Source organism: Fibrobacter sp. UWH1, assembly GCF_002210365.1.
In the GTDB taxonomy this organism is placed as follows: Bacteria; Fibrobacterota; Fibrobacteria; order Fibrobacterales; family Fibrobacteraceae; genus Fibrobacter.
The window spans coordinates 249,225-269,211 of the sequence record NZ_MWQG01000001.1; the positions used below are offsets into that span (position 1 = coordinate 249,225).

The following is a 19,987-nucleotide window of genomic DNA, read 5'->3' on the forward strand; positions in this document are numbered from 1 at the left end:
CGCCGGATTTTTCCGACGGGTTGTTTTTATGCTAGGTCCCTCGACTTCGCTCGGGATGACACCGCGCTTTCGCGCGTCGTCAATTACAGCAGACCCTTAAAGAAATCATTACCCTTATCGTCGACCAAGATAAAGGCGGGGAAGTCCTTGATAGTGATCTTGCGGATTGCTTCCATGCCCAGTTCCGGGAAGGCCACAATGTCGTTGGACAGAATGTTCTGTTCAGCGAGGATTGCTGCCGGACCACCGATGGAGCCCAGGTAGAAGCCGCCGAACTTCTGGCAAGCGTCGGTAACGTCCTGAGAACGGTTGCCCTTAGCCACCATGATCATGGAGTGGCCCTTGCTCTGGAAGCGCATGACGTACGGGTCCATACGGCCTGCAGTAGTAGGACCGAAGGAACCAGTGGGCATACCTTCCGGAGTCTTAGCCGGACCGGCGTAGTAAATCGGGTGGTTGGAAACAACTTCCAGAACCTTCTTTTCGATGTCGGAAAGTTCCTGACCGGCTTCCTGCTTGTCCAGGATTTCTGCGATCTTGGCGTGAGCCATGTCGCGAGCCACGATCATGGTGCCCTTCAGGTTCAGGCGAGTTGCAACCGGGTACTTGGTCAGTTCAGCGCAGACATCCTTCATGGGGCGGTCGAGATCGATTTCCACAGCTGCTGCGATGGGAGCTTCACCCTTCGGCAGGTACTGTTCCGGATTGTGTTCCATCTTTTCGAGCCACAGACCGTTTTCGTCGATCTTTGCCTTGATGTTACGGTCTGCAGAGCAGCTAACGCCGATGGAAACCGGGCAGCTAGCAGCGTGACGCGGGCAGCGGATCACGCGAACGTCGTGAACGAGATACTTACCGCCGAACTGAGCACCGATGCCAGTCTTCTGACAGATGTGGAGAACCTTTTCTTCCATTTCCACGTCGCGGAACATACGGCCGCCTTCGGAACCGGTGGTCGGAAGATCATCATAGTAACCGCAGCTAGCCAGCTTAACGGTGTGGGTATTCATTTCGGCAGAGGTACCGCCGATAACGATGGCCAGGTGGTACGGCGGGCAAGCAGCGGTACCGAGAGTCTTCACCTTTTCGGAGATGAACTTTTCAAGGTTCTTCGGGGTGAGGAGAGCCTTGGTCATGGGCCAGTAGTAAGTCTTGTTGGCAGAGCCACCGCCCTTGGCAACGAAGAGGAACTTCATGTCTGCGCCTTCTTCGGCATGGATGTCGATCTGGGCAGGCAGGTTGCAAGCGGTATTCTTTTCTTCGTACATGGTCAGAGGAGCGATCTGGCTGTAGCGGAGATTCTTGGTAGTATAGGCATTGTAGATACCTTCGGAGATGGCTTCGAAATCATCGCAGCCAGTCCAGACCTGCTGACCCTTGTGGGCGACGCAGATAGCGGTACCGGTATCCTGGCAGAACGGGAGCACGCCCTTGGCAGCAACGCAGGCATTCTTCAGGAGGGTGAGAGCAACAAACTTGTCGTTGTCGGATGCTTCGGGATCCTGGAGGATCTTTGCCACCTTCTGGGTGTGAGCTGGACGGAGACGGAAGCTGACTTCTTCAAATGCGGCCTGAGCGATCTTGGTGAGGGCTTCCTTGGAAACCTTCAGGATCTTCTTGCCTTCGAATTCGGCGAGGTCAACGCCTTCCTTGCCCAAGTTGACGTATTCGGTGGTGTCACCGGTGTGCTGTACGGTTGCTTCGTACTTGAATGCCATAAATATGCCTCATGAATTCGGCAATTACAAATTACGAATTACGAATTACAAGATTTAACCAGGCAGCGCAGCTGCGATTATTCCTCTCATAATTCATACTTTATAATTCATAACTCGTAATTACCCGTAGGGTTAAAGTTACATGGGAAAAATTACATAATATTAGCGGAAAGCGGAAAGATTAAAGCGAAAAGAAACAGCTGTGAGGTGTGAGGTGTGAGGTACGAGGCGCGAGCATTATTCTTTATACTTTAAACTTTAAACTATAAGCTATTCATATCTGATCCCCCCCCCTCAGCACATCACTCATCACTCACCACTCATCACTCACCACTCATCACTTTTATCTGAACCGCCTCCGCCAGTCGCCGACAGCATCAAAATGCGGTTAGGCCGCTCTCCAAAGGTAAAATTTGATGGTCTGGTGACGTTTTTGAGGTATTTTTGTATCTTTTTTTTCATAAAACTCATCAAAACGGCTCAATATGAGTTATTTTTTGGAATGTTAAAGTTTTTAAATAAAGAGGAATCCTATGAAGATGAAGAATCTGATGCTGGCAACTATGTTTGCCTCTGCAATTGCATTCGCTGCTGAAGCAGCAGCACCCGCTGCCGCTGCTGCACCCGCCGCTGCACCGGCTCCCGCTGCCGAAGTAAAGGCTGAAGCCGCTCCTGCCGCTGAAGCACCGAAGGCTGAAGCTGCCGCTCCCGCTGCCGAAGCTGCTGCACCTGCTGCCGAAGCAAAGGCTGAAGCTGCTCCTGCCGCCGAAGCCGCTCCTGCTGAAGCTGCCGCCGCACCTGCTGCCGAAGCCGCTCCCGCTGCTGAAGCTGCTCCTGCCGAAGCCGTAGCTGCAACTGATTCCGCTGCCGCACCTGCCGCTGAAGCAGCTCCTGCTGAAGCCGCACCGGTTGCTGAAGCCGCTCCTGCCGCTGACACTGCAAAGGCTGAAGTTCTCGAAACTAAGGCAGAACCCGCACCGGTTGATTCTGCTGCTCTCGCTAAGGCTGAAGCCGAAAAGAAGGCTGCCGAAGCTCAGGCAAAGGCTGAAGCTGAAGAACGCGCCAAGATGGAATCCGAATCCATGGGTTCTGCAAAGACCACCATCATGGAAAATCCCTGGGAATTCCTGATTGTCTCTGCAGCATTCGTTGCATCCGTCCTCGTCATCATCTTCACCGGCAAGGATTAATGACCGTTCGCATAAAACGTCTGGTCTAGTGCCTGCGTCAATGCTCACTCTCATAAGAAAAGACTCCGCTTATCACGGAGTCTTTTCTTATTCACGGTACAAAACAAAGGAGGGCTACGCCCCCCTTAAAATCTCCCCTGCTAAAAACCTGTCCCCAAAGGCGGGTTTTTGCGTTTTTGACCGTTCGCATAAAAAGACTGGTCTAGTGCCTGCGTCATGGCCCAATCTCGCTAGATGAGACAAAGGAGGGCCACGATCCGCTAGGGAGGTGCTTTTTTCGCCAATTCATTATGACGTTTATTTTATGAGCGTCAGGAAGCATTAACGAAACCTCCTGCATGACAGCGGTTTTCTTTATGCGGAAAAGGCCCGGTTTAACACCGGGCCCTTGTCCATAAGGTTTGCTTTACCTTTCCGCTTTCACCTATATACTAGTAAGTGACGTAGCAAAGTACGTTCATGGAAGCGCTAACCGTGATCTTGGTTCCGGCGGCAGAACCGTCGGTACAAGCAGCAGGAGTAAGGTTTGCAGAGTAGTCAATGGTGTATTCCTCGCCATCGATATTCAGAAGGATTCCATTTCCGCTACCACCGCAGACCAGGCCACAGTTAACAGCTTGAGGCGGATACTGGGCAACGATGGTTTCGCCACCCGGGAAGGCCTTGGAAGAGTCTGCCATGGAGTGAGCCATAACCACATCAACCTGATTGGGGTCAACCACGGTAACCGGGTCACAGCTATAGGTCTGCACGGTTTTGTCTTCGTTGGTGACGGACACAGAAACCTTAACAGACTTCTTATGCATTTCGCCAGTCGCGGTCATAGAAGCCGAGGTACCAGATCCAGAAATAGCACCATCATCGGAACTCCAGCTATAGCCGGTAATCTTGGATTCGGATTCAGCAACCACATTCCAGCTCATGGTTTCGCCAGCATTGACAGAAGCCTTTTCGGCGGAGCAGGATTTCACCACAATGGGCACGCCCTGAACCTGCAAGGAACCGCACTGCACTTCGCTACCATCGACATTCAGGGTCGCAGTATAGATGCCGGATTCGGTATAGGTGATGTTCACGGAATTCATGCCGTTACCGGAAACAGTCTTATTCAGTTCCGGGAACTTCCAGACGAAGGGAGACATGATCGCATCGAAGACATCGCCGGATTCACGATAGAAGGACCAAGTGGCAATTTCACCTTTTTGAATAACGTCTGTAGAAGGAGAGCAGGATCCGTTCACGACGCCAGAGGGTTCGTTAAGCACTTCGTCAGAGCTTGCGGTTTCGGATTTCTTGGCGGAAGAGGACCTTGCCTGCTGTTGCGCAGCGGAAGAGGCCGGACCAACGTCAGAACCGGAATCAGGGGTAGCGTCGGAATTGGAACTGGTCACAACATCTACTCCGGCACTGGAGTAAACATTGGCTTCGTGAGAAGGTTCGTTAGCACTTGTAGCATCTTCGCCACATGCCGCCAAACCAAAGGCAAGACCGGCCGCCACTAAAGAAAAGTTTTTTGTAAGATTGCCAAACACAGTCATGCATGTAAATATAGATAAAAAACACGTTTTTTCACCTTTTAGTCTTTGTAATTTTTTTTCGGTGAAACAAGTCACGAAAAAAAGGCTATCTTGTTCCCGTGTTGATGGGATTTTTTCTAAAGGAGGCTTTATGCCGTTTTTTGTTGTACCCGTATTGTTGCTAGCGACAGCGTTGTTCGCTGTAGAACAGGAGCAACCGACCCCGTACGATCTGATTCGACCTATTTGGCCGATGACGTGGGATACCGCCGCTACTGATGAAGGCGGTACCGTACAGAGTTTTAGTAAGTACGTGCCCAACGCAAAGAAGCACAATACTGTGCCCGCAGTCGGTTCCATGCCTCAGGACTTCGTTCCCAACGGACTGATTCCTGACTCCCTGAACCAGGCATTCCGCGACGCGCAAAACCTCCGCATCGGTCGTATCCGTATTAACCAGGCAGGCTACCTGCCCGACGATCCGGAAATGCAGTTCTACTACGTTTCTGACGGAAACTGTACCGAAACCTATTCCGTCGTTGACCTGGATGGTAACGAAGTGGCCAAGGGTGGTACCTTCATGTCGTCTGGTCTGACAACGACCTCTTCCTGGAACATTAAGGCTGGTACCGACGCCGCAACAGCCAACCAGGGCCGCTATACATCCTCTGCCGACGCTCCCGAAGGCAAGGTCTGTATCGGTAACCTGACCCAGCTTGCCGGTGGCCTCGCCCAGGACACCCGCTACCGCGTGAAGGTCCTCAAGCAGTACTCATCAACATTCATCATCAGCCCCCGCGTTTACTCCATGGTTCGCGACGCCTTGCTGAAGTTCTACGGCGTCAACCGAAGCGGTAACTCTGAATCCTGGTTCCACAAGCCCAGCCATACCAAGGATGGTGGTGGCCCCGTGGTCAACAACATTACCGCTGGTGCAGCAGCAACCCCCATCTCCCCCAAGGAAGGCGACCTCCAAGGTGGCTGGTACGACTGCGGTGACCATCTTAAGGAATCTTACACCCAGGCTTATGCATTCATGGTTCTTGCCATTACCGCCGCCGGCAACCCGGATCGCGACGATGACAACTACGCCTACAACCACGCCGAAACAGTCAACACCGACGGTATTCCCGACATTCTCCGCGAAGCCAAGCATGGTGCAGACTACTTCCTGAGAGCTTACCGCGTAGCTGGCGGCATTGTAGACAATATGCCTGTTTCTGTGGGTAACTTCGGCGCTGACCACGGCTGGTGGGGCAGACCGGAAAACCAGGACGCCCTTCCCGCAACCTTGAAGGGTAGAGGAGGTCCTCATGAACGTGACGTCCGTCTGGGTGAACTGGGCGCCAACGTTTCTAGTGAAATTGCAGCAGGTCTCGCTATTCTCGGTAAGGAATACGCCTTCTACGACAAGGCTTTCGCCGACTCCTGTAAGATGGCAGCCGTAGCTATCTATGAATTCGCAAGAGCTCTCGCTCTGGACCAGCCGACCTACGGCAATGGTTTGAAGTTCAACAACAACAAGGAAAAGGGCGAATGGGGCACTCCCGCCTATAGCGGAAGCAACTCCTACATCGACGATATCAGTATCGCAGCAGTAGCCCTGCATTATGGAACCTACCCCGATTCCGGTATGAAGTACCTTAACGATGCCGTAGAAGACAAGACCATCGGTACCGATCAGGAACCTGGCGTAGGCTTCTTCCGCGGTGGCTGGATGGCAGCCAAGCGTGACGGTATGCGTAAGAGCAGTAACACCGACTGGGCAAACGTTCAGACCTACGCCCTGTACGGTTTCTACAAGCTCCTCCTCAAGAACGACAGTATTTCTACCCATTACGGAATCACTCACGACGAACGTCTCTGGTATGCAGAAAACGTCGCCTTCATGTTGGCTAACAACGTAGCAGCCCGTTCCGGCACAGGCTCCACCTCTATTCCTATTCCGAACCCCAGCGATGGAACCAAGAACGTTTCTGCAAGCGACCTCTGGTACCAGATGCAGACTCAGATGGCCTGGATTTACAACCGCTACCAGGCAGGCAACATCTTTGACGTGTTCGCATACGCAGACGTAACCAAGGACCTGGAAGGAGTTAGACTTCCCCAGAAGGGCGTTCAGAACTGGAATTCCGAAAAGATGAAGCAGCTCGGTATCAACCAGCTGAACTACCTCTTCGGTGTGAACCCCTGGGATATTTCCTTTATGATCGGCGTGGGCGACAAGAGCGACAACCACCCCCATCATCGTGCAGCAAACCCCGAAGGCAAGAACATGCCGGGTGCTGGTTATACCTATAAGCCCCCTGTAGGCGCCTTGTTCGGCGGTGTTCCTCCCGAAGGCGACAACGAATGGGATCCGTCTACCCTGAGCTGGGAAGACTACTACAAGTCTGAAACCTGTATCGACGCAACCGCAATGTTCCTTGCCGCAGCCTCTGCCGCCATCAAGGAAGAAGATCGCAACCGCGCACCTTCCGAAATCAATGTGGAAATTCGTTACGTCGGCTATAACAGCGCAATCATCAAGGTTGGCCAGGATGTCCGCGGCCCCGCAATGATTCTGTACAGCACCAACGAAACTGGTCCTTTCAATACTCCGGTCAAGGACACCATCAACAGTGTCACTCACGAATTCAACCTGACTGAACTCCAGAACGGAACCACTTACTACTTCAAGGTCATTTCCATTAACGCACGTAGTGAAGCCTACACCACCAAGTGGCTTGTAGACAGCACCAGCACCCCCTTCTCCTTCACGACGCTCGTAAGCCCTCCGGGCGATGCCGATATCCAGAACGTCAAGATCTGTAACCTGACTGCAGATACCGCCGAAGTCATGTGGTACACTCCTAACGGTCAGTACGAATCCAAGGTATACTGGGATACCGAAGTCAAACCCTACGACCAGATGATCTGCCCGGGTGCAGCAGCCCAAAGTTGCGACATCGTCGGCAACGCTGACGTTTCCGGCATCCCCACCAGTTTCCATTACGTCAAGTTCGGCGACCTGGAAGAACAGACTACCTATTATTACTGCGTCGAAAGTAACGGTTCCATCCGCTGCAACGACGACAAGGGTCAGCCCCTCAAGTTCACCACCCCCGTTACCCGCTACAACTTTGATGTCAGCGTCTATCAGTATGAATTCGGTGGAATGGACTTCCTGAACCTGAACCTTATCAATAATGAAGACCGTCAATTCGACAATATCGAACTGCGTCTCTACGTGACTGCAAAGCCCGAAGAAATCGAAGCTGTTCCTGGCGTGAACAACCAGCCGGGTACTTGCCCGCTGCTGATCGACTCCGATATCTGCCAGGCTTACGATGAAGCAGGCTTCAACAGACCTTGCGTAAATGCCGCAGGCGAAAACGTTGACGACTCTCTCCGCTATTACTTGCGTCATGCCGTTCCTGTCAAGCTGGAAGACACCTACAACCCGGCAACGGGAGAATACGACTGGTACATTCCTATCCCGCTGGGCGGAACTCTCATCAAGTCCTCTTCTCGTATGCGTGTTGACGTAGGCTTCTCTTCTGGTATCTATCAGAACAACATGTGCGAAACACTGCGTACTCCTGGCAAGAAGCGCTTCCTCATCCCCAATACCAAGGACTGGACCTGGACGGCCCACTCTCGTGAAGTTGACGGTGCCGACTACGCAGGTGTTCCTTCCTGGGAAAAGGACCAGGGCGATATTGAACAGGCTCCTGTGAACCCCTACATTGCAGTTTACCGCAAGGGCGAATTCATTTCTGGCTTTAGCCCCTCTTACGACGAAATGATTAACAAGCGCGCCAACTACGAAATCACGATGAGTTTTGACGCCCCCTTCAACGTATCTAACGGTTCCTACATCCAGATTGACTCTACCACCAGCACCATGCATGTCAAGGGTCAGGCATTCATCACCGAAAGCGGTTACGTGAATTCCATCTGGGTAAACGGTGTCGCGCTGACCAACGAACAGCTGGCCAAGGCAGCCATTTACGACAATTCTACCGGTCGTTATGCCCTGGATATTCCGGTCAAGCTGACCATCGGTACCAACAAGGTTGACATTACCGTATTTGCAGGCCCGGATCCGTCATGTTCCTACTGCGTAGAAAACGGTGGTTGCGCCTTTATTAACCGTTCCTACTACATCCAGTTCAGCAAGGGTGACCGCACTCAGAGTTCTCTGTTGCTCATTGCCCAGGATGGAAATTCCGTCTCTAGTCCGGCTCCGATCGATGGTTCCAACAAGTTCCATATCGAACTCCGCGACAAGGACAACCGCAACAATTCAACGGTAACCGTTTCTGTGCATAATTCCCGCACAAAGGATTCCGCAATTGTAACCCTGAAGAGAACTGACGAAAATCTCGGTTACTTCAGCAGCGATATGCTCAACGCCTCTGCTAGCGAAGGAGGCCTCCCCCACATTCCGTTCTACGGCGGCGACACCATCATGGTGAAATACGTCGACGCAGAAGATGAAGATGACCGCGATTCTGCCTGGTTCTACGCTGAAGCCACCAAGCCGACCCCGAAGGAAGCAGTCGTGCAGAACAATGTCTGTACTTTGACTGGCGATGCCCTGACAAGTGCAACATTGACCGTAAGCTTCGACAACGCCTCCTTTGACGGCACCGACATCATCATGGATAGTATGATTGTGGTTATGGAATCTGAAGGCTCCTCCGAAGGCGATAGATTCACCCTAGTTCCCACAGCAACGGTTACAGGCAAGGAAATATCATTCTCCGTCGCAGACTCCCTGGTTGGTGCTAACCCCGTCGGCAAGGTGATTGTCTACATGCGAGAAAAGGGCACTGCAAGTTCTGCAGAAGTCGCTCTCACCGATCGCGTAAAGCCCAAGTTGACCAGCGTCTCTATCCTCGAAAACGAAGATCATGTGAATGCTCAGGATACCCTGAAGCTGGTATTCTCTGAACCGGTCAATATTGTTGATACCAAGAGCTGGCCTCTCTCCGTATACGAAAACCAGACTGCCGTGGATTTGAGTTCCATCAAGGTTGTCTCGGCAAAGACGGATGACAACGGCAAGAGCTGGCAGTACGTTATCGAAGGAAACGAAAACTTCGCAGTCAAGGCAGGTAAGCAGGCTGAAGTTCCCCAGGCCTTCAACATTACAGACCTGTTTGGCAATAAGCTCGCAACTTGCGCCCCCGTGACCATCATCGAAGCCGTTCGCCCCGTTCCCGTTCAGTACGCAAAGATTACTGACGTTACTGGCGATGGACAGCCCGATGAGATCTACGTGGAATTCGTAAGGGCTCTCCGCGACAAGGACATCCCGGACACCATCGATGTATACTGGGGTAACCCGGCAGTATACCAGGCATTCACTATGCCTGTTAACGGCTGGACCAGGGAGGAAATCAAAGCAGGAACCGTTACGATCTACGACACAAAGCTGGACTCCGCAAACGGTACCTGGATCAAGGGTAGCATTCAGAAGACCTGTGTTGAATTCAAGGATATCATTGTTGTAGAAACAGATACTACCTGGAACTACACTTATCCTGCCGATGATTCTACGCTCGCGCCCACCGACAGTACCGTATTGAAGGTCGATACCACTTCTACAATGACAAAGCAGACCTGCTCTACCTACGAAACCAAGCAGGATTCCACTTTCGTCCCGAAGATCGACACCCTGGGAACCAAGGATTCTATTCTCTACCACTCCATCATCCGTGTGGCTGTTGAGAAGGGCATCTACAAGAATATGACCTACGGTTCCAACAAGGATCCCAAGACCAACGAATACAAGGGTACCGTGCGTCCCCGTCTCGGCCCCATTGAAAGCCAGATTTCCGACAATACTGCAGACCTCCATGATAACTGCGCCCCGATTCTCCTTTCTGCTCAGTGGCGAGGCTTCGACATCGGTGACGAGGAAAGAGGTTCTCAGGATGAAGTCAATCTGACCTTCTCTGAACCGATTGACACCGTATATCAGCCCCGCGTGGTGGAAAGAAGCCGCGAAGGTGCCGCAGGCGTATTCTACAGCCCCATGAATACTCCGACCCTCGCAATGATTCTTTCTTCTGGATCTTCCTCGATCCGTCTGAGTTACATGCATAAGGAAGCAGCAGCCATCTGGATTGGCGACTCCCTCCGCATGGTTTCTGACATAAGCCTCGGCACTCTCAGAGATATGGCAGGAAACTTCCCGGGACAGGAAACTCCCTGGGTCCCCGTCACCGGATCTGTATCCAACGTGAAGTTCACAATTGTCTCTACCGAACCGGTTACCAAGTCCAGAAACAATTATGATGTTTACTACGGCGGCACACCTTTTGCAAAGGGCGAAAACTTCCGTCTGACCGCAAAGAACAAGGCTGGCGAGACCATCATCCTGGCTGCAGGCGACAACGTACTCAACAAGGTAGGTTCCGCTCCGATTCCTAACTACAAGAGCGCAGGCCCTGTATTCGAAATCGAAGTCGCACTGCCCTTCGGCAACACTCGTGAATACGGTTTGGGCTTTGACCTGAGCATCTTTACAAACATCGGTGCCTATGTCATTAACACCCATTATGCCGATTCCACCAAGTACCTCAAGGATTTCATCTCTGCAGGTAGCACAATCACCTTCTATCTGGAATGGTGCGCTCCTGAAGATTACCCCATGAGTGCCGACGGAAAGAAGATTGGTACTGGTCCTTACATCGCCAAGTTCAAGACCCATGCCTCTAGCACGGTCTTCCCGGAAGTTAAGGAAGCTGGCGACACCAGAGAAGACATCAGCGGTTCTGACACCTTCACCAAGACCTTCGGGTTTAGGCGAATCAAGCAGTAAGATGCAGGTGTTATAAAACTTATGATAGCGAGAGAATGTGGTCCAGAAAGACCACATTCTTTTGTGTTATTTGAAACGGGTAGGAGTTTTTTTTTATGAGTAAAAGCTTCAAGAAACTAGTTGGAATTTTATTGTTTTTAGGCATGGCGGCATCCAGTGTAATTGCAGCCGACCTTCCAAACCTTGACAGGACCGACAAGGTCCATGACCGTCGCTACCAGGACTCAGTCAACGTTTACGGCCGACGTTCTATTCGTCTGAACCAAAGTGGTTTTAGACCGCAGGATTACAAATACGCCTATGTGGCCGACCCAAAGGCCACCAAGTTCTCTGTCGTTGACGCCAAGACGGGGGCAGAATCCTTTAGCGGATCATTAAGCCTAATCCGTTCTAACGCCATCAAGCCAAACATTTGGATTAACGGAGCTTTTAATTCTCTTGAAAGCGTTTATGAATTCGGCGATACGACGGAAACAACCAATACAGAAAGTCTCTATAGGGCAGACTTCACCAAGTTATCCCCTACCACACCTGGCGAATACTTTGTCGTGGTGGGAAACGATACTTCAGCGACCTTCCATATCCATCCGTCTATATACAACGCCATTCTTGAAAACTCTCTGAAGTTCTTCGGCATTCAACGTTGCGGAAATACGAAATCCCATTTCCATGGAGCATGCCATCTGCAGGACGGTTCTAGAGTAGGCCATGACTTGACAGGTGGCTGGCACGATTGCGGTGACCATTTCAAGGTTGCAGAAACCGTAGGCTATGCCTCATACGTTTTATCCATGGTCTACCTCACCTACCAGGACAAGGCCGAAGACCGTTACGGGAACTCCTATGCCGACACGGTGTTTACCGATGGCATTCCCGATGTTCTGTACGAGGCCAAAGTCGGAACCGATTACATCATGAAGCTCTATAACGCTTCTGTGGAAGATGGTCTCATTGAAAAAGGCGATATGTATCATACCGTGGGCATGAGTGACTTTGACCATGCCTTCTGGGATTTGCCCGAACGTCAGGACAAACAGTCTCAGGCAAAAGGTGGTCCTGATCGACTGGTTCTCAAGGACATCGGAACGAACGTTGCCGGCGTTTATGCAGCGGCCCTGGCCAACGTTGCCGCAGGCTATAAAGTCTACGACCCCGATTATTCGGATTCCCTCCTGGAAGCAGCCAAGACAATCTATTCCAAGATTGTCAAGCCCACATTCATAAAATACGGAAGCGAAAAGGAAGGGGAATTTTTAGAAAAAGCCTGCGCTAGAAAAGGAAAGGCCACTTTCTACAAGACCGATCCTACCGATCCAATCCAGTTTAATGGTAAGGGTTACTACTCCGGCATGGGTCTCTGCGAAGACGATGCGGCAGCGGCCGCCACCTCTCTTTGGTACGCAACCGGAGACACGACCTATAAATATGACTTGTTCAACAACAAGGAACTGAATGTCAATAGCCATGCCGTATATGACCTAGCCTTCTTTGAAGCTGGTTATCTGGGAACAGGTCCGGGTTTCAACAATTCCTGGGCAACAGACTATCAGAATCTTTTTGCCTATGTCCTGTTCTCGATCCAGAAATTGATTCTTAACGATCCGCAAGTTACAGCCAAGTACAACATTTCTGAAACGGAACGAGATGCACTCACAAAGCGAGTCATGGCCGCTTTCCGCAAGCAGATCCAAACAAACACTAGCGGAGATTCCACCGCAGTCACCTATCCGGGATCCGCAGGAGAACCCAGAGAAAGCGAGACTAAGGTTCAAGTAACACCGCCCTACAACCTGGTATGGCCAGGCTTTGACTGGGGTGTTGTCCGTTACAATATGGGTTCGGCCGTCGCTGTGTTCCTTCTTTACGAACTGATGCAGGATGAACGCTACCTGAGAGTTTCTCTTGACAACATGTATTATGCATTAGGTGCAAACCCCTGGGATATTTCTCTGCTACTGGGCGCTGGCGACAAGAACCCGCAGCACCCCCATAACCGAGCCGCCAACCCCGATGGATATAATGCAGGCGCAATGCCCTACAAGTACAAGTGCCCCATCGGCGCCCTCATGGGAGGACGTGAACCCACAAAGACATTGATTGAAGACTGGAGCAAATTCACCTCTACAGAAACTTGCATTGACTTCTCTGCACAGCTTCTCTTCCCGGCTCAGAGTTTGGCACAAACCTTGCCCATCGATGCAGAAGGTCCGCTGTTCAGCAACATTGCAGGCACTCCGATTTCTGACACAGAAGCCATTATTAGCTGGGACGCAAACGAAGTCGCCCTGGTAACCGTATTCTACAACACCTCCCCCGATCTTTCTACCGCCAAGTCCGTGCAGCAATCAAAGGCAACCAAGGGCGGCGCCATTACCTTGGAAGGTCTGACCTTGGGTGAAACCTACTACTTCTTCCTGGAAGGTATGGACACCAAGCGCAATATGACCACCGATGACAATCATGGACAGTGGTACCAGTTTACCATGACCAAGGCAGCCACAACGATCAGCGGCGTAACTATCTGCCAGGTCGACAATAGGAGCGCAAAGATTTACTGGTGGTCTTCTGACCGCATGAATGGCGTTGTCAATTACGGCACCTCCATGAGCGCCCTGAACGAAGCTCAAAATGCAGAAGGCGGAGCTGTTCTGTTCCACGAAGCAAAACTTACCGATTTACAGCCGGGCACGACATACTACTTTACCGTTTCTTCAGGCATCACCACCGATAACAACGGCGGCACAGGTTACAGTTTCACAACGGATTCCTACGCCACCTACGCCGACCTGGAAATATATATCAAGCCCAGTTCCTACCAGGCAGAATGCACCAACTGGCAAGACTGCCATGAATTCTTCATTTCTATATCCAACAATGATTCCATCAGCTTCCATGATTTTGAAGTCAGACTCTATCTGGGTAAATCGTCAAACTTCCAGGTAATCACCTGGACTCCCCTTACCCAGAACTGGAATGGCAATGGAACCATGAAATCGATCAAGGAGATTTCTTTCGGAAACCCCACTCCTACAAATGGCGAGTACTACCTGCCCATTACCATCAAGGATACCTTGAGCGTTTCGGGCCAGATGATTTTCCAGGTCAAGTTTATGGATGGCGGAGCCACCTTCAAGGACTTTGATGGCGGCTGGTCCCTCATTCCCCATACAGCAAGCAGCGACCCGGCCTATTTCGCAGGCGTAGACCTTACACAGGCTCCCTACTTCACCGCCCAGGAAACTGAAGCGGTGGAAACCGATGCCAACGGCAACAAGGTTATTTCCTACGTGGAAGACCCCTACATCGTTGTTTACTATCACGGCAAGCATATCTACGGCTATGGCCCCGACTACACTCCGGAAAATGGTCCCCAGGTCAACCGCACCGTAGCCCTGAATTTCACCTCGCCCTTTATCAGCCCCCATTATTCTGTTGAAACAGTTGACTCCGCAATCTCCTATGTGGGATCCAGCACTGTAAGCCCCACAGGCTTCCTGGATGACCTGGAGATGAATGGAGTCTCCCAGGACTTCGTATACGACGCCTCTCCGCGTACCGACTCCTTCATCTTCAAGAAGGATTCCATTCTAGGTTACGGTAACAACTACGTAGAATGGGTCAGCTGGCACAACCATGGCGCCAATAAGAGTTCCCTGAATCAGTATGACTGCGCCTGCGCCATCTATAGGACCAACGTAGAAGTCGACACCATTACAACCCCGCCGGAACAGCGCTATCTTGTTTTTGACAAGAAGCAGTATGTTACCTACAAGGGCGAAAATGGAGCCCACAAGGCCGAAGTTCACGTATCCCTGCTAGACAGTACAATGGCCCTTATGGATACGGTTAGCATTACGCTGGAACTGACTACAGACAACAATACGGTTCAGTTCTATGCCACCTATGATGCCACAATCTCTATTACCAGCATCACCCTGATTAATGGAGAAGCCACATTCTATGTCGCCTCCAGCATTGCAGACACGACCATAATGTATGCCCGCAGCAGTGGCGGCTCCAAGATTGAGTACCAGCCAGCCTCTGCGGAACTATTCATTCAGGATCTGCCGCCCTGGCCCATTATCGAAGTGGCCAAGATGGTAGACACCGATTGCGACAACAAGCCAGACGCATTGAACATCACCCTGTCAAAGGCTTACGACGACAGTGCCTCCTTCATCGAGGTCAGATACCTTTATAAGTCCGATACCCTTACAACAACCAATATCGTCAGCCAATCCGGAAAGGACATTGTCCTCGCTCTCAATATCAGCGACACCACAACGAACACGAATCCCTCCGGATACATAGCCCTCCTCTCTAACTATAAGGGAGAAATCAAGAACGAGGAAGCTCAATACCTAGACGGTATCGCACCCACTTTGCTGTCAATCTCCGTTCTGGAACGTATGGACACCGCGAAAACAGATAAGGTGTACATGAAGTTCAGCGAACCGATTTCGGCCCCCGGCGAAATCTGGCCCATCCAGCTTTTCGCAACGGATAAGTCGACTAAGGCAGAGGCCCCCACCGTCTTGTTCTCTCAGCTTTACAACGACTCCTTGAACGTTTGGGAATTCGAAATTGCCTTCAACGCTGATGGCAGTTCCGCCGTAACAGAAGGCATGTTCGGCCAGCTGTTAACCACCAGTTCCATTACCGACAAGAGCGGCAACAAGGTATCTGAAGTCTGCGGACAGCCCATCCTCCCCATAACTCTGAAGTTACTGCCAATCCCGCTGCAGTATGCAGTGATTTCCGACGCAGACGAAGACGGTTCTGCAGAACATATCGACCTGCAATACTCCCGAGCCATGGACAGAAAACACATTCCTGACCAGATATCCATTATCTTCGGCAAGGCAAAGCCGGAAACTCTGTGGGTTGCAGGCACCTCCCTGACCTTCACTCCGGACAGTCTCTACGCAAGCCTGAATCTCCCTATTCCCTTCAGCTACGGTAACACAAGCGGTCCTTATGATGGAGGAACCATCGGGATGAACAATGCAGGTAAGGTTGCACAGCACCTCGGTTCAGACGCATCCTACGAATCAAACGAAATTCTCGCAAAGGATTCTGTCGGTCCCGTGTTCGTGTCCGCATACCTCACAAGGACAGACAAGTTTGACCTGCTGGACATCGAAATTAGTGAACCGGTAAATATCCACGACATAAATCAAATTTTATACCGCCAGAAAAATGGTGACGCGGATTCGGCAATCTATCAAAACACGATTCAGTCTTGCGCGCTGCTCGGCGGAAACTCTCATATACAGGGAATCTACCTGCAGAATGACAAGATTACCATTAACGACGGAAGTCTGCTCCGTATGCAGCCCAAGGAATTCAGCGCCCTGGTGGACCAGAACGGAAACACCCCCTCGCTGAACAACCCCTGGATTCCTATTTCTGGTTCTGGTAATCCGACCATCAAGTTTGACATTCACCTCCGCGAACAGGTGACAAGACCCCTTGCTACCGACTTGAGCCTTCCCGGAAAGTCCGGTATAAGATTCTATGCACTTGACGTAAATACAAAAAAATTAGACCTTATAGAGAACGGTCAAATCGTTCAAACAGGAATCAGTCCCGATCTTCTCCGTGGAGCCATCTGGGAAATCGAGATGGAAGTCCCCCGTGGAGCCTCCACTTCGGAATCTGCAGCATGGGACGCACTCACATTCAAACTTAACATGCCTATCTACTCCAACCTGGGCAGCTATGTTAACCGTTCCCTGGTTCGGTACGTCTTGACTCCCGACAAGCATCTGTCAACTGCCGGCAAGATAAAACTCTACCTGGAATGGCCCAATATGGCAGTAACAGGCCTTCAGTCTGAAAATGGACGCTCTGTGGGAACAGGTGCCTACATATTCAAGGCTCAGATAGACTACATTTTCACACCGAACCTGTCTAAGGATAGTAAGACAATCAGCAGATTCAATTACAAGGATTCCTACGACAAAACCGAAAAGTTTGGTGTAAAACGAGCAAAATAAAATGTCCGAGATTATCTACTCAGATTCCCCATACTTGTTAATTCTATCGGCAATAGCACTTGTGCTATCCTGCTATTTTCCGACAATGCTCGGAAACAAGATGACGGTTCAGCTGATACCGAAGCCGCTCCGTCGTCTAATCTTGATTAACATCGTCTGGAACCTGTGTAGTATCATCGGCATTCTCTTTTTTAGCGGAATCATGGAACCCGGTTCATCGGCTCATATCGGGCGCCAGATTGTATTCGGGATCCAGGCTCTCGCCTGGATTAGAGTCGGTAATGAATGCTACCATATTGGAGAACAGGTATCGTTCAAGAAGCACGAAAAATTCCGCACCCTATCCAACACCATCGGAACTATTATCATCCTAGCATTAACTCTATTGCTAGCGATTGCTCCCGAAGCTTTGACCAGTTTGACTTTTTGGGAAATCCAGCCGTTTAAGGAACGTCCAATTTTCATTGCATTCGTTCTTATATACATGGTCTTCCTGTTGCCCAGCTACATAGCCGTCATTTATCAACTGGGACGAAACGGACTCAGCTCCATCAACGTCGTGGCGGCCAAGACCAGTTCTTACATGGGTGTGTCCTTCGCTATCATTGCGGCTCTGGCCTTCTGTTTCGACATCATCATTCCCTTGCTGAAGGGAGTCTATACCGGCCCCGAAAAATTCATACCGGGCACAACGCAGCTCATGATCTGGAACCAGTTCATGGCGGTATTCCTCACTCTTCTTTGCGGTCAATACTACACCTCGGTATCTTATAAAAATAAAAGTTCCTACTGGTTAGTTAACAAGCTGATCAGCAAGATGGAAGAAGGCATCATCTATTTCGATGACAACGGACAAATCGAGCATGCCAACCAGGGCGCCGCTAAGTTGTTAGGAATTTCCACGACCAACATGAAAGGTCGTTCCATCAAGAGTATCTTCCCGCCCAGTCTGGAATTCTTCAAGGAAACGGTCTACAACGACATTCGCATTACCATCAACGGCGAGACGCACTCTTTCAAGATTCATTTCTTCAAGAACAGTCAGACCTTGACCACCGTGCTGAACATCGCCTTTTTTGTAGACCAGTCAAAGACCTTGCTCCTACAGCAAAATTTGAAGACGTTGAACGACCAGTATGTGGAATACACTCACGACCTCGTCCGTTACCAGGACCGTCTAAATAGAGAAGCCAGCATCAAGGCCGAAAAGGAAAACGTCCTGAACACCTTGATTAACGCGCTCCCCTTTAGAGTGTGGTACAAGAACGAACTGGGTGTCTACCAGAAACAGAATCAGCTGGATCTAGAAAAGAACGGTGCCCGCGAAGGCGCCAGCGATGACGCTCAGGACATTACCAGTTTTGAACGGGATGCAAGAGAACTGGGCGAAGTCCGCGTACACCCCTCCATCGAAGATAAGGACGGCAAGGAGATTACCCAGGACGAAGCCAACGCGCTGGCCAAGAATGGGGAATCCTACGGATTCTTCGACAACATGTACATTCCTATTATCCAGGGCAAGGCCCCCTACAAGACCCTGTGTATCAAGGTGGACATGACGGAACAGCGCAGACTGGAACAGGAACGTAACATGCTCCGCGAACAGAAGTTCATCCATTCCCGCCTCGAAGAATTGGGTACTATGTGCGGTGCATTCGCCCATGACTACAACAACATTCTCGGTTCCCAGATTGGGTTCTGCCAACTTGCCCAGGAAATGCTTCCCGAAGGACACCAAGCCAGCATGTTCATCGCCGAAGCCCTGAAGGCCGCCCAGCGAGGCAAGACATCCCTAGAAGAACTGTTGAACGCCATCCGCGGAAACGCCAGCGCTGCAACGCCGGCCATGGTGTTCTCTCCCTACATGATTATCGAAGATGTGGTTAAGAAGGTTTCGCTGACTCTTCCGCCCAACATTACGCTGAACAGCCGAGAACTGGACCACAGCCTAAAAATCAAGGGCATCGTCGCCTCTTTGGACCGCATCATAAGCAACATGGCCAACAACGCTATTTTCGCCATGAAGAAGACCGGAGGCACCCTGACATTCACCCTCCACCAGGCAATTCTGGAAAAGGAACTGATTACTCCCTATGCGCCCCCCGTACCGGCAGGACAATACGCCCAGATGGACATTTCGGATACCGGCAGCGGCATGGATTCGGGAACCCTGGAACGCATATTCGCCCCCTTCTTTACCACCAAGGCACCGGGCGAAGGCCTGGGATTGGGTCTTTCTTCGGCCCTAAGACTGCTAAAAGAGGGAAATGCGTACTTCACTGTGCATACAACCTTAGGTAAGGGCACAACTTTTAATCTATATTGGCCTTTGTATATAGAAAGTGAAACTGAAACGAAGAAGGAGGACTAATATGTCCACTATTTTGGTTATCGACGACAACGAACAGTTCAACCTGATGTTGAAATCCGCTCTTGAAATCAAGGGCTATTCCGTCGAAACAGCCTCTAACGGTAAGGACGCCAAGGCCCTTTACCAGAACAAGACTTATGACGTGATCATCACCGACATCATCATGCCGGATGTTGACGGTTACGAAGTCATCCTGGACCTCCGTCGCCTGAACATGAGCGACCGTACCATCGCCGTTAGCGGTGGTGGCAGAACTGCAGCCGACGACTATCTGATTACCGCACAGCACTTCGATGTTGCCGCTACCTTCAACAAGCCGGTGGACCTGCAGGCTCTCCGCGCCAAGGTAGAAGAAATCATCAAGGCTCACGCCTAATC

General features: G+C 51.0%; 7 protein-coding genes. 5 read left to right on the forward strand and 2 right to left on the reverse strand.

Going from position 1 to position 19,987, the window contains the following annotated elements; all coding sequences use genetic code 11:
- Positions 1–83: 83 nt before the first annotated feature.
- A complete protein-coding gene (locus B7992_RS01000; RefSeq protein ID WP_088665392.1) occupies positions 84–1,718 on the reverse strand; it encodes a fumarate hydratase in 1,635 nt (544 codons plus the stop codon).
- Between the two features lie 533 nt (positions 1,719–2,251).
- On the opposite strand from B7992_RS01000, the gene B7992_RS16910 reads away from it, so the two are divergent.
- The gene (locus tag B7992_RS16910) at positions 2,252–2,908 is read left to right on the forward strand and encodes a hypothetical protein (RefSeq protein ID WP_199174046.1); all 657 of its coding nucleotides are present in this window, start codon (positions 2,252–2,254) and stop codon (positions 2,906–2,908) included.
- A 431-nt stretch (positions 2,909–3,339) separates the two neighbouring features.
- Here the strand turns inward: B7992_RS16910 and B7992_RS01010 are convergent, their stop codons facing one another.
- On the reverse strand, positions 3,340–4,440 hold the full coding sequence (locus B7992_RS01010) for a hypothetical protein (protein WP_176421811.1): 1,101 nt from the start codon (positions 4,438–4,440) through the stop codon (positions 3,340–3,342).
- 136 nt (positions 4,441–4,576) lie between these two features.
- On the opposite strand from B7992_RS01010, the gene B7992_RS01015 reads away from it, so the two are divergent.
- The 4 genes from B7992_RS01015 (at position 4,577) to B7992_RS01030 (ending at position 19,985) form a co-directional block, all read left to right on the forward strand.
- Positions 4,577–11,239, forward strand: coding sequence for a glycoside hydrolase family 9 protein (locus B7992_RS01015; RefSeq protein ID WP_175549694.1), 6,663 nt, complete (start codon positions 4,577–4,579; stop codon positions 11,237–11,239).
- A 95-nt stretch (positions 11,240–11,334) separates the two neighbouring features.
- Complete coding sequence (locus B7992_RS01020) at positions 11,335–17,238, forward strand: glycoside hydrolase family 9 protein (RefSeq protein WP_254917570.1); 5,904 nt, start codon at positions 11,335–11,337, stop codon at positions 17,236–17,238.
- Between the two features lie 85 nt (positions 17,239–17,323).
- Positions 17,324–19,609 carry a PAS domain-containing sensor histidine kinase gene (locus B7992_RS01025; RefSeq protein ID WP_073235557.1) on the forward strand — a complete coding sequence of 762 codons (2,286 nt, stop codon included), beginning with the start codon at positions 17,324–17,326 and terminating at the stop codon, positions 19,607–19,609.
- A gap of 1 nt (position 19,610) precedes the next feature.
- Positions 19,611–19,985, forward strand: a complete 375-nt coding sequence (locus tag B7992_RS01030; RefSeq protein WP_088665395.1) for a response regulator transcription factor — start codon at positions 19,611–19,613, stop codon at positions 19,983–19,985.
- The last annotated feature ends 2 nt before the right edge of the window (positions 19,986–19,987 follow it).

What these genes read in the sequence shown, in the direction of transcription:
- B7992_RS01000 (WP_088665392.1), bottom strand. Translation starts at nt 1,718, where the DNA reads ATGGCATTCAAGTACGAAGCAACCGTACAGCACACCGGTGACACCACC.
- B7992_RS16910 (WP_199174046.1), top strand. Translation starts at nt 2,252, where the DNA reads ATGAAGATGAAGAATCTGATGCTGGCAACTATGTTTGCCTCTGCAATT.
- B7992_RS01015 (WP_175549694.1), top strand. Translation starts at nt 4,577, where the DNA reads ATGCCGTTTTTTGTTGTACCCGTATTGTTGCTAGCGACAGCGTTGTTC.
- B7992_RS01020 (WP_254917570.1), top strand. Translation starts at nt 11,335, where the DNA reads ATGAGTAAAAGCTTCAAGAAACTAGTTGGAATTTTATTGTTTTTAGGC.
- B7992_RS01025 (WP_073235557.1), top strand. Translation starts at nt 17,324, where the DNA reads ATGCTCGGAAACAAGATGACGGTTCAGCTGATACCGAAGCCGCTCCGT.
- B7992_RS01030 (WP_088665395.1), top strand. Translation starts at nt 19,611, where the DNA reads ATGTCCACTATTTTGGTTATCGACGACAACGAACAGTTCAACCTGATG.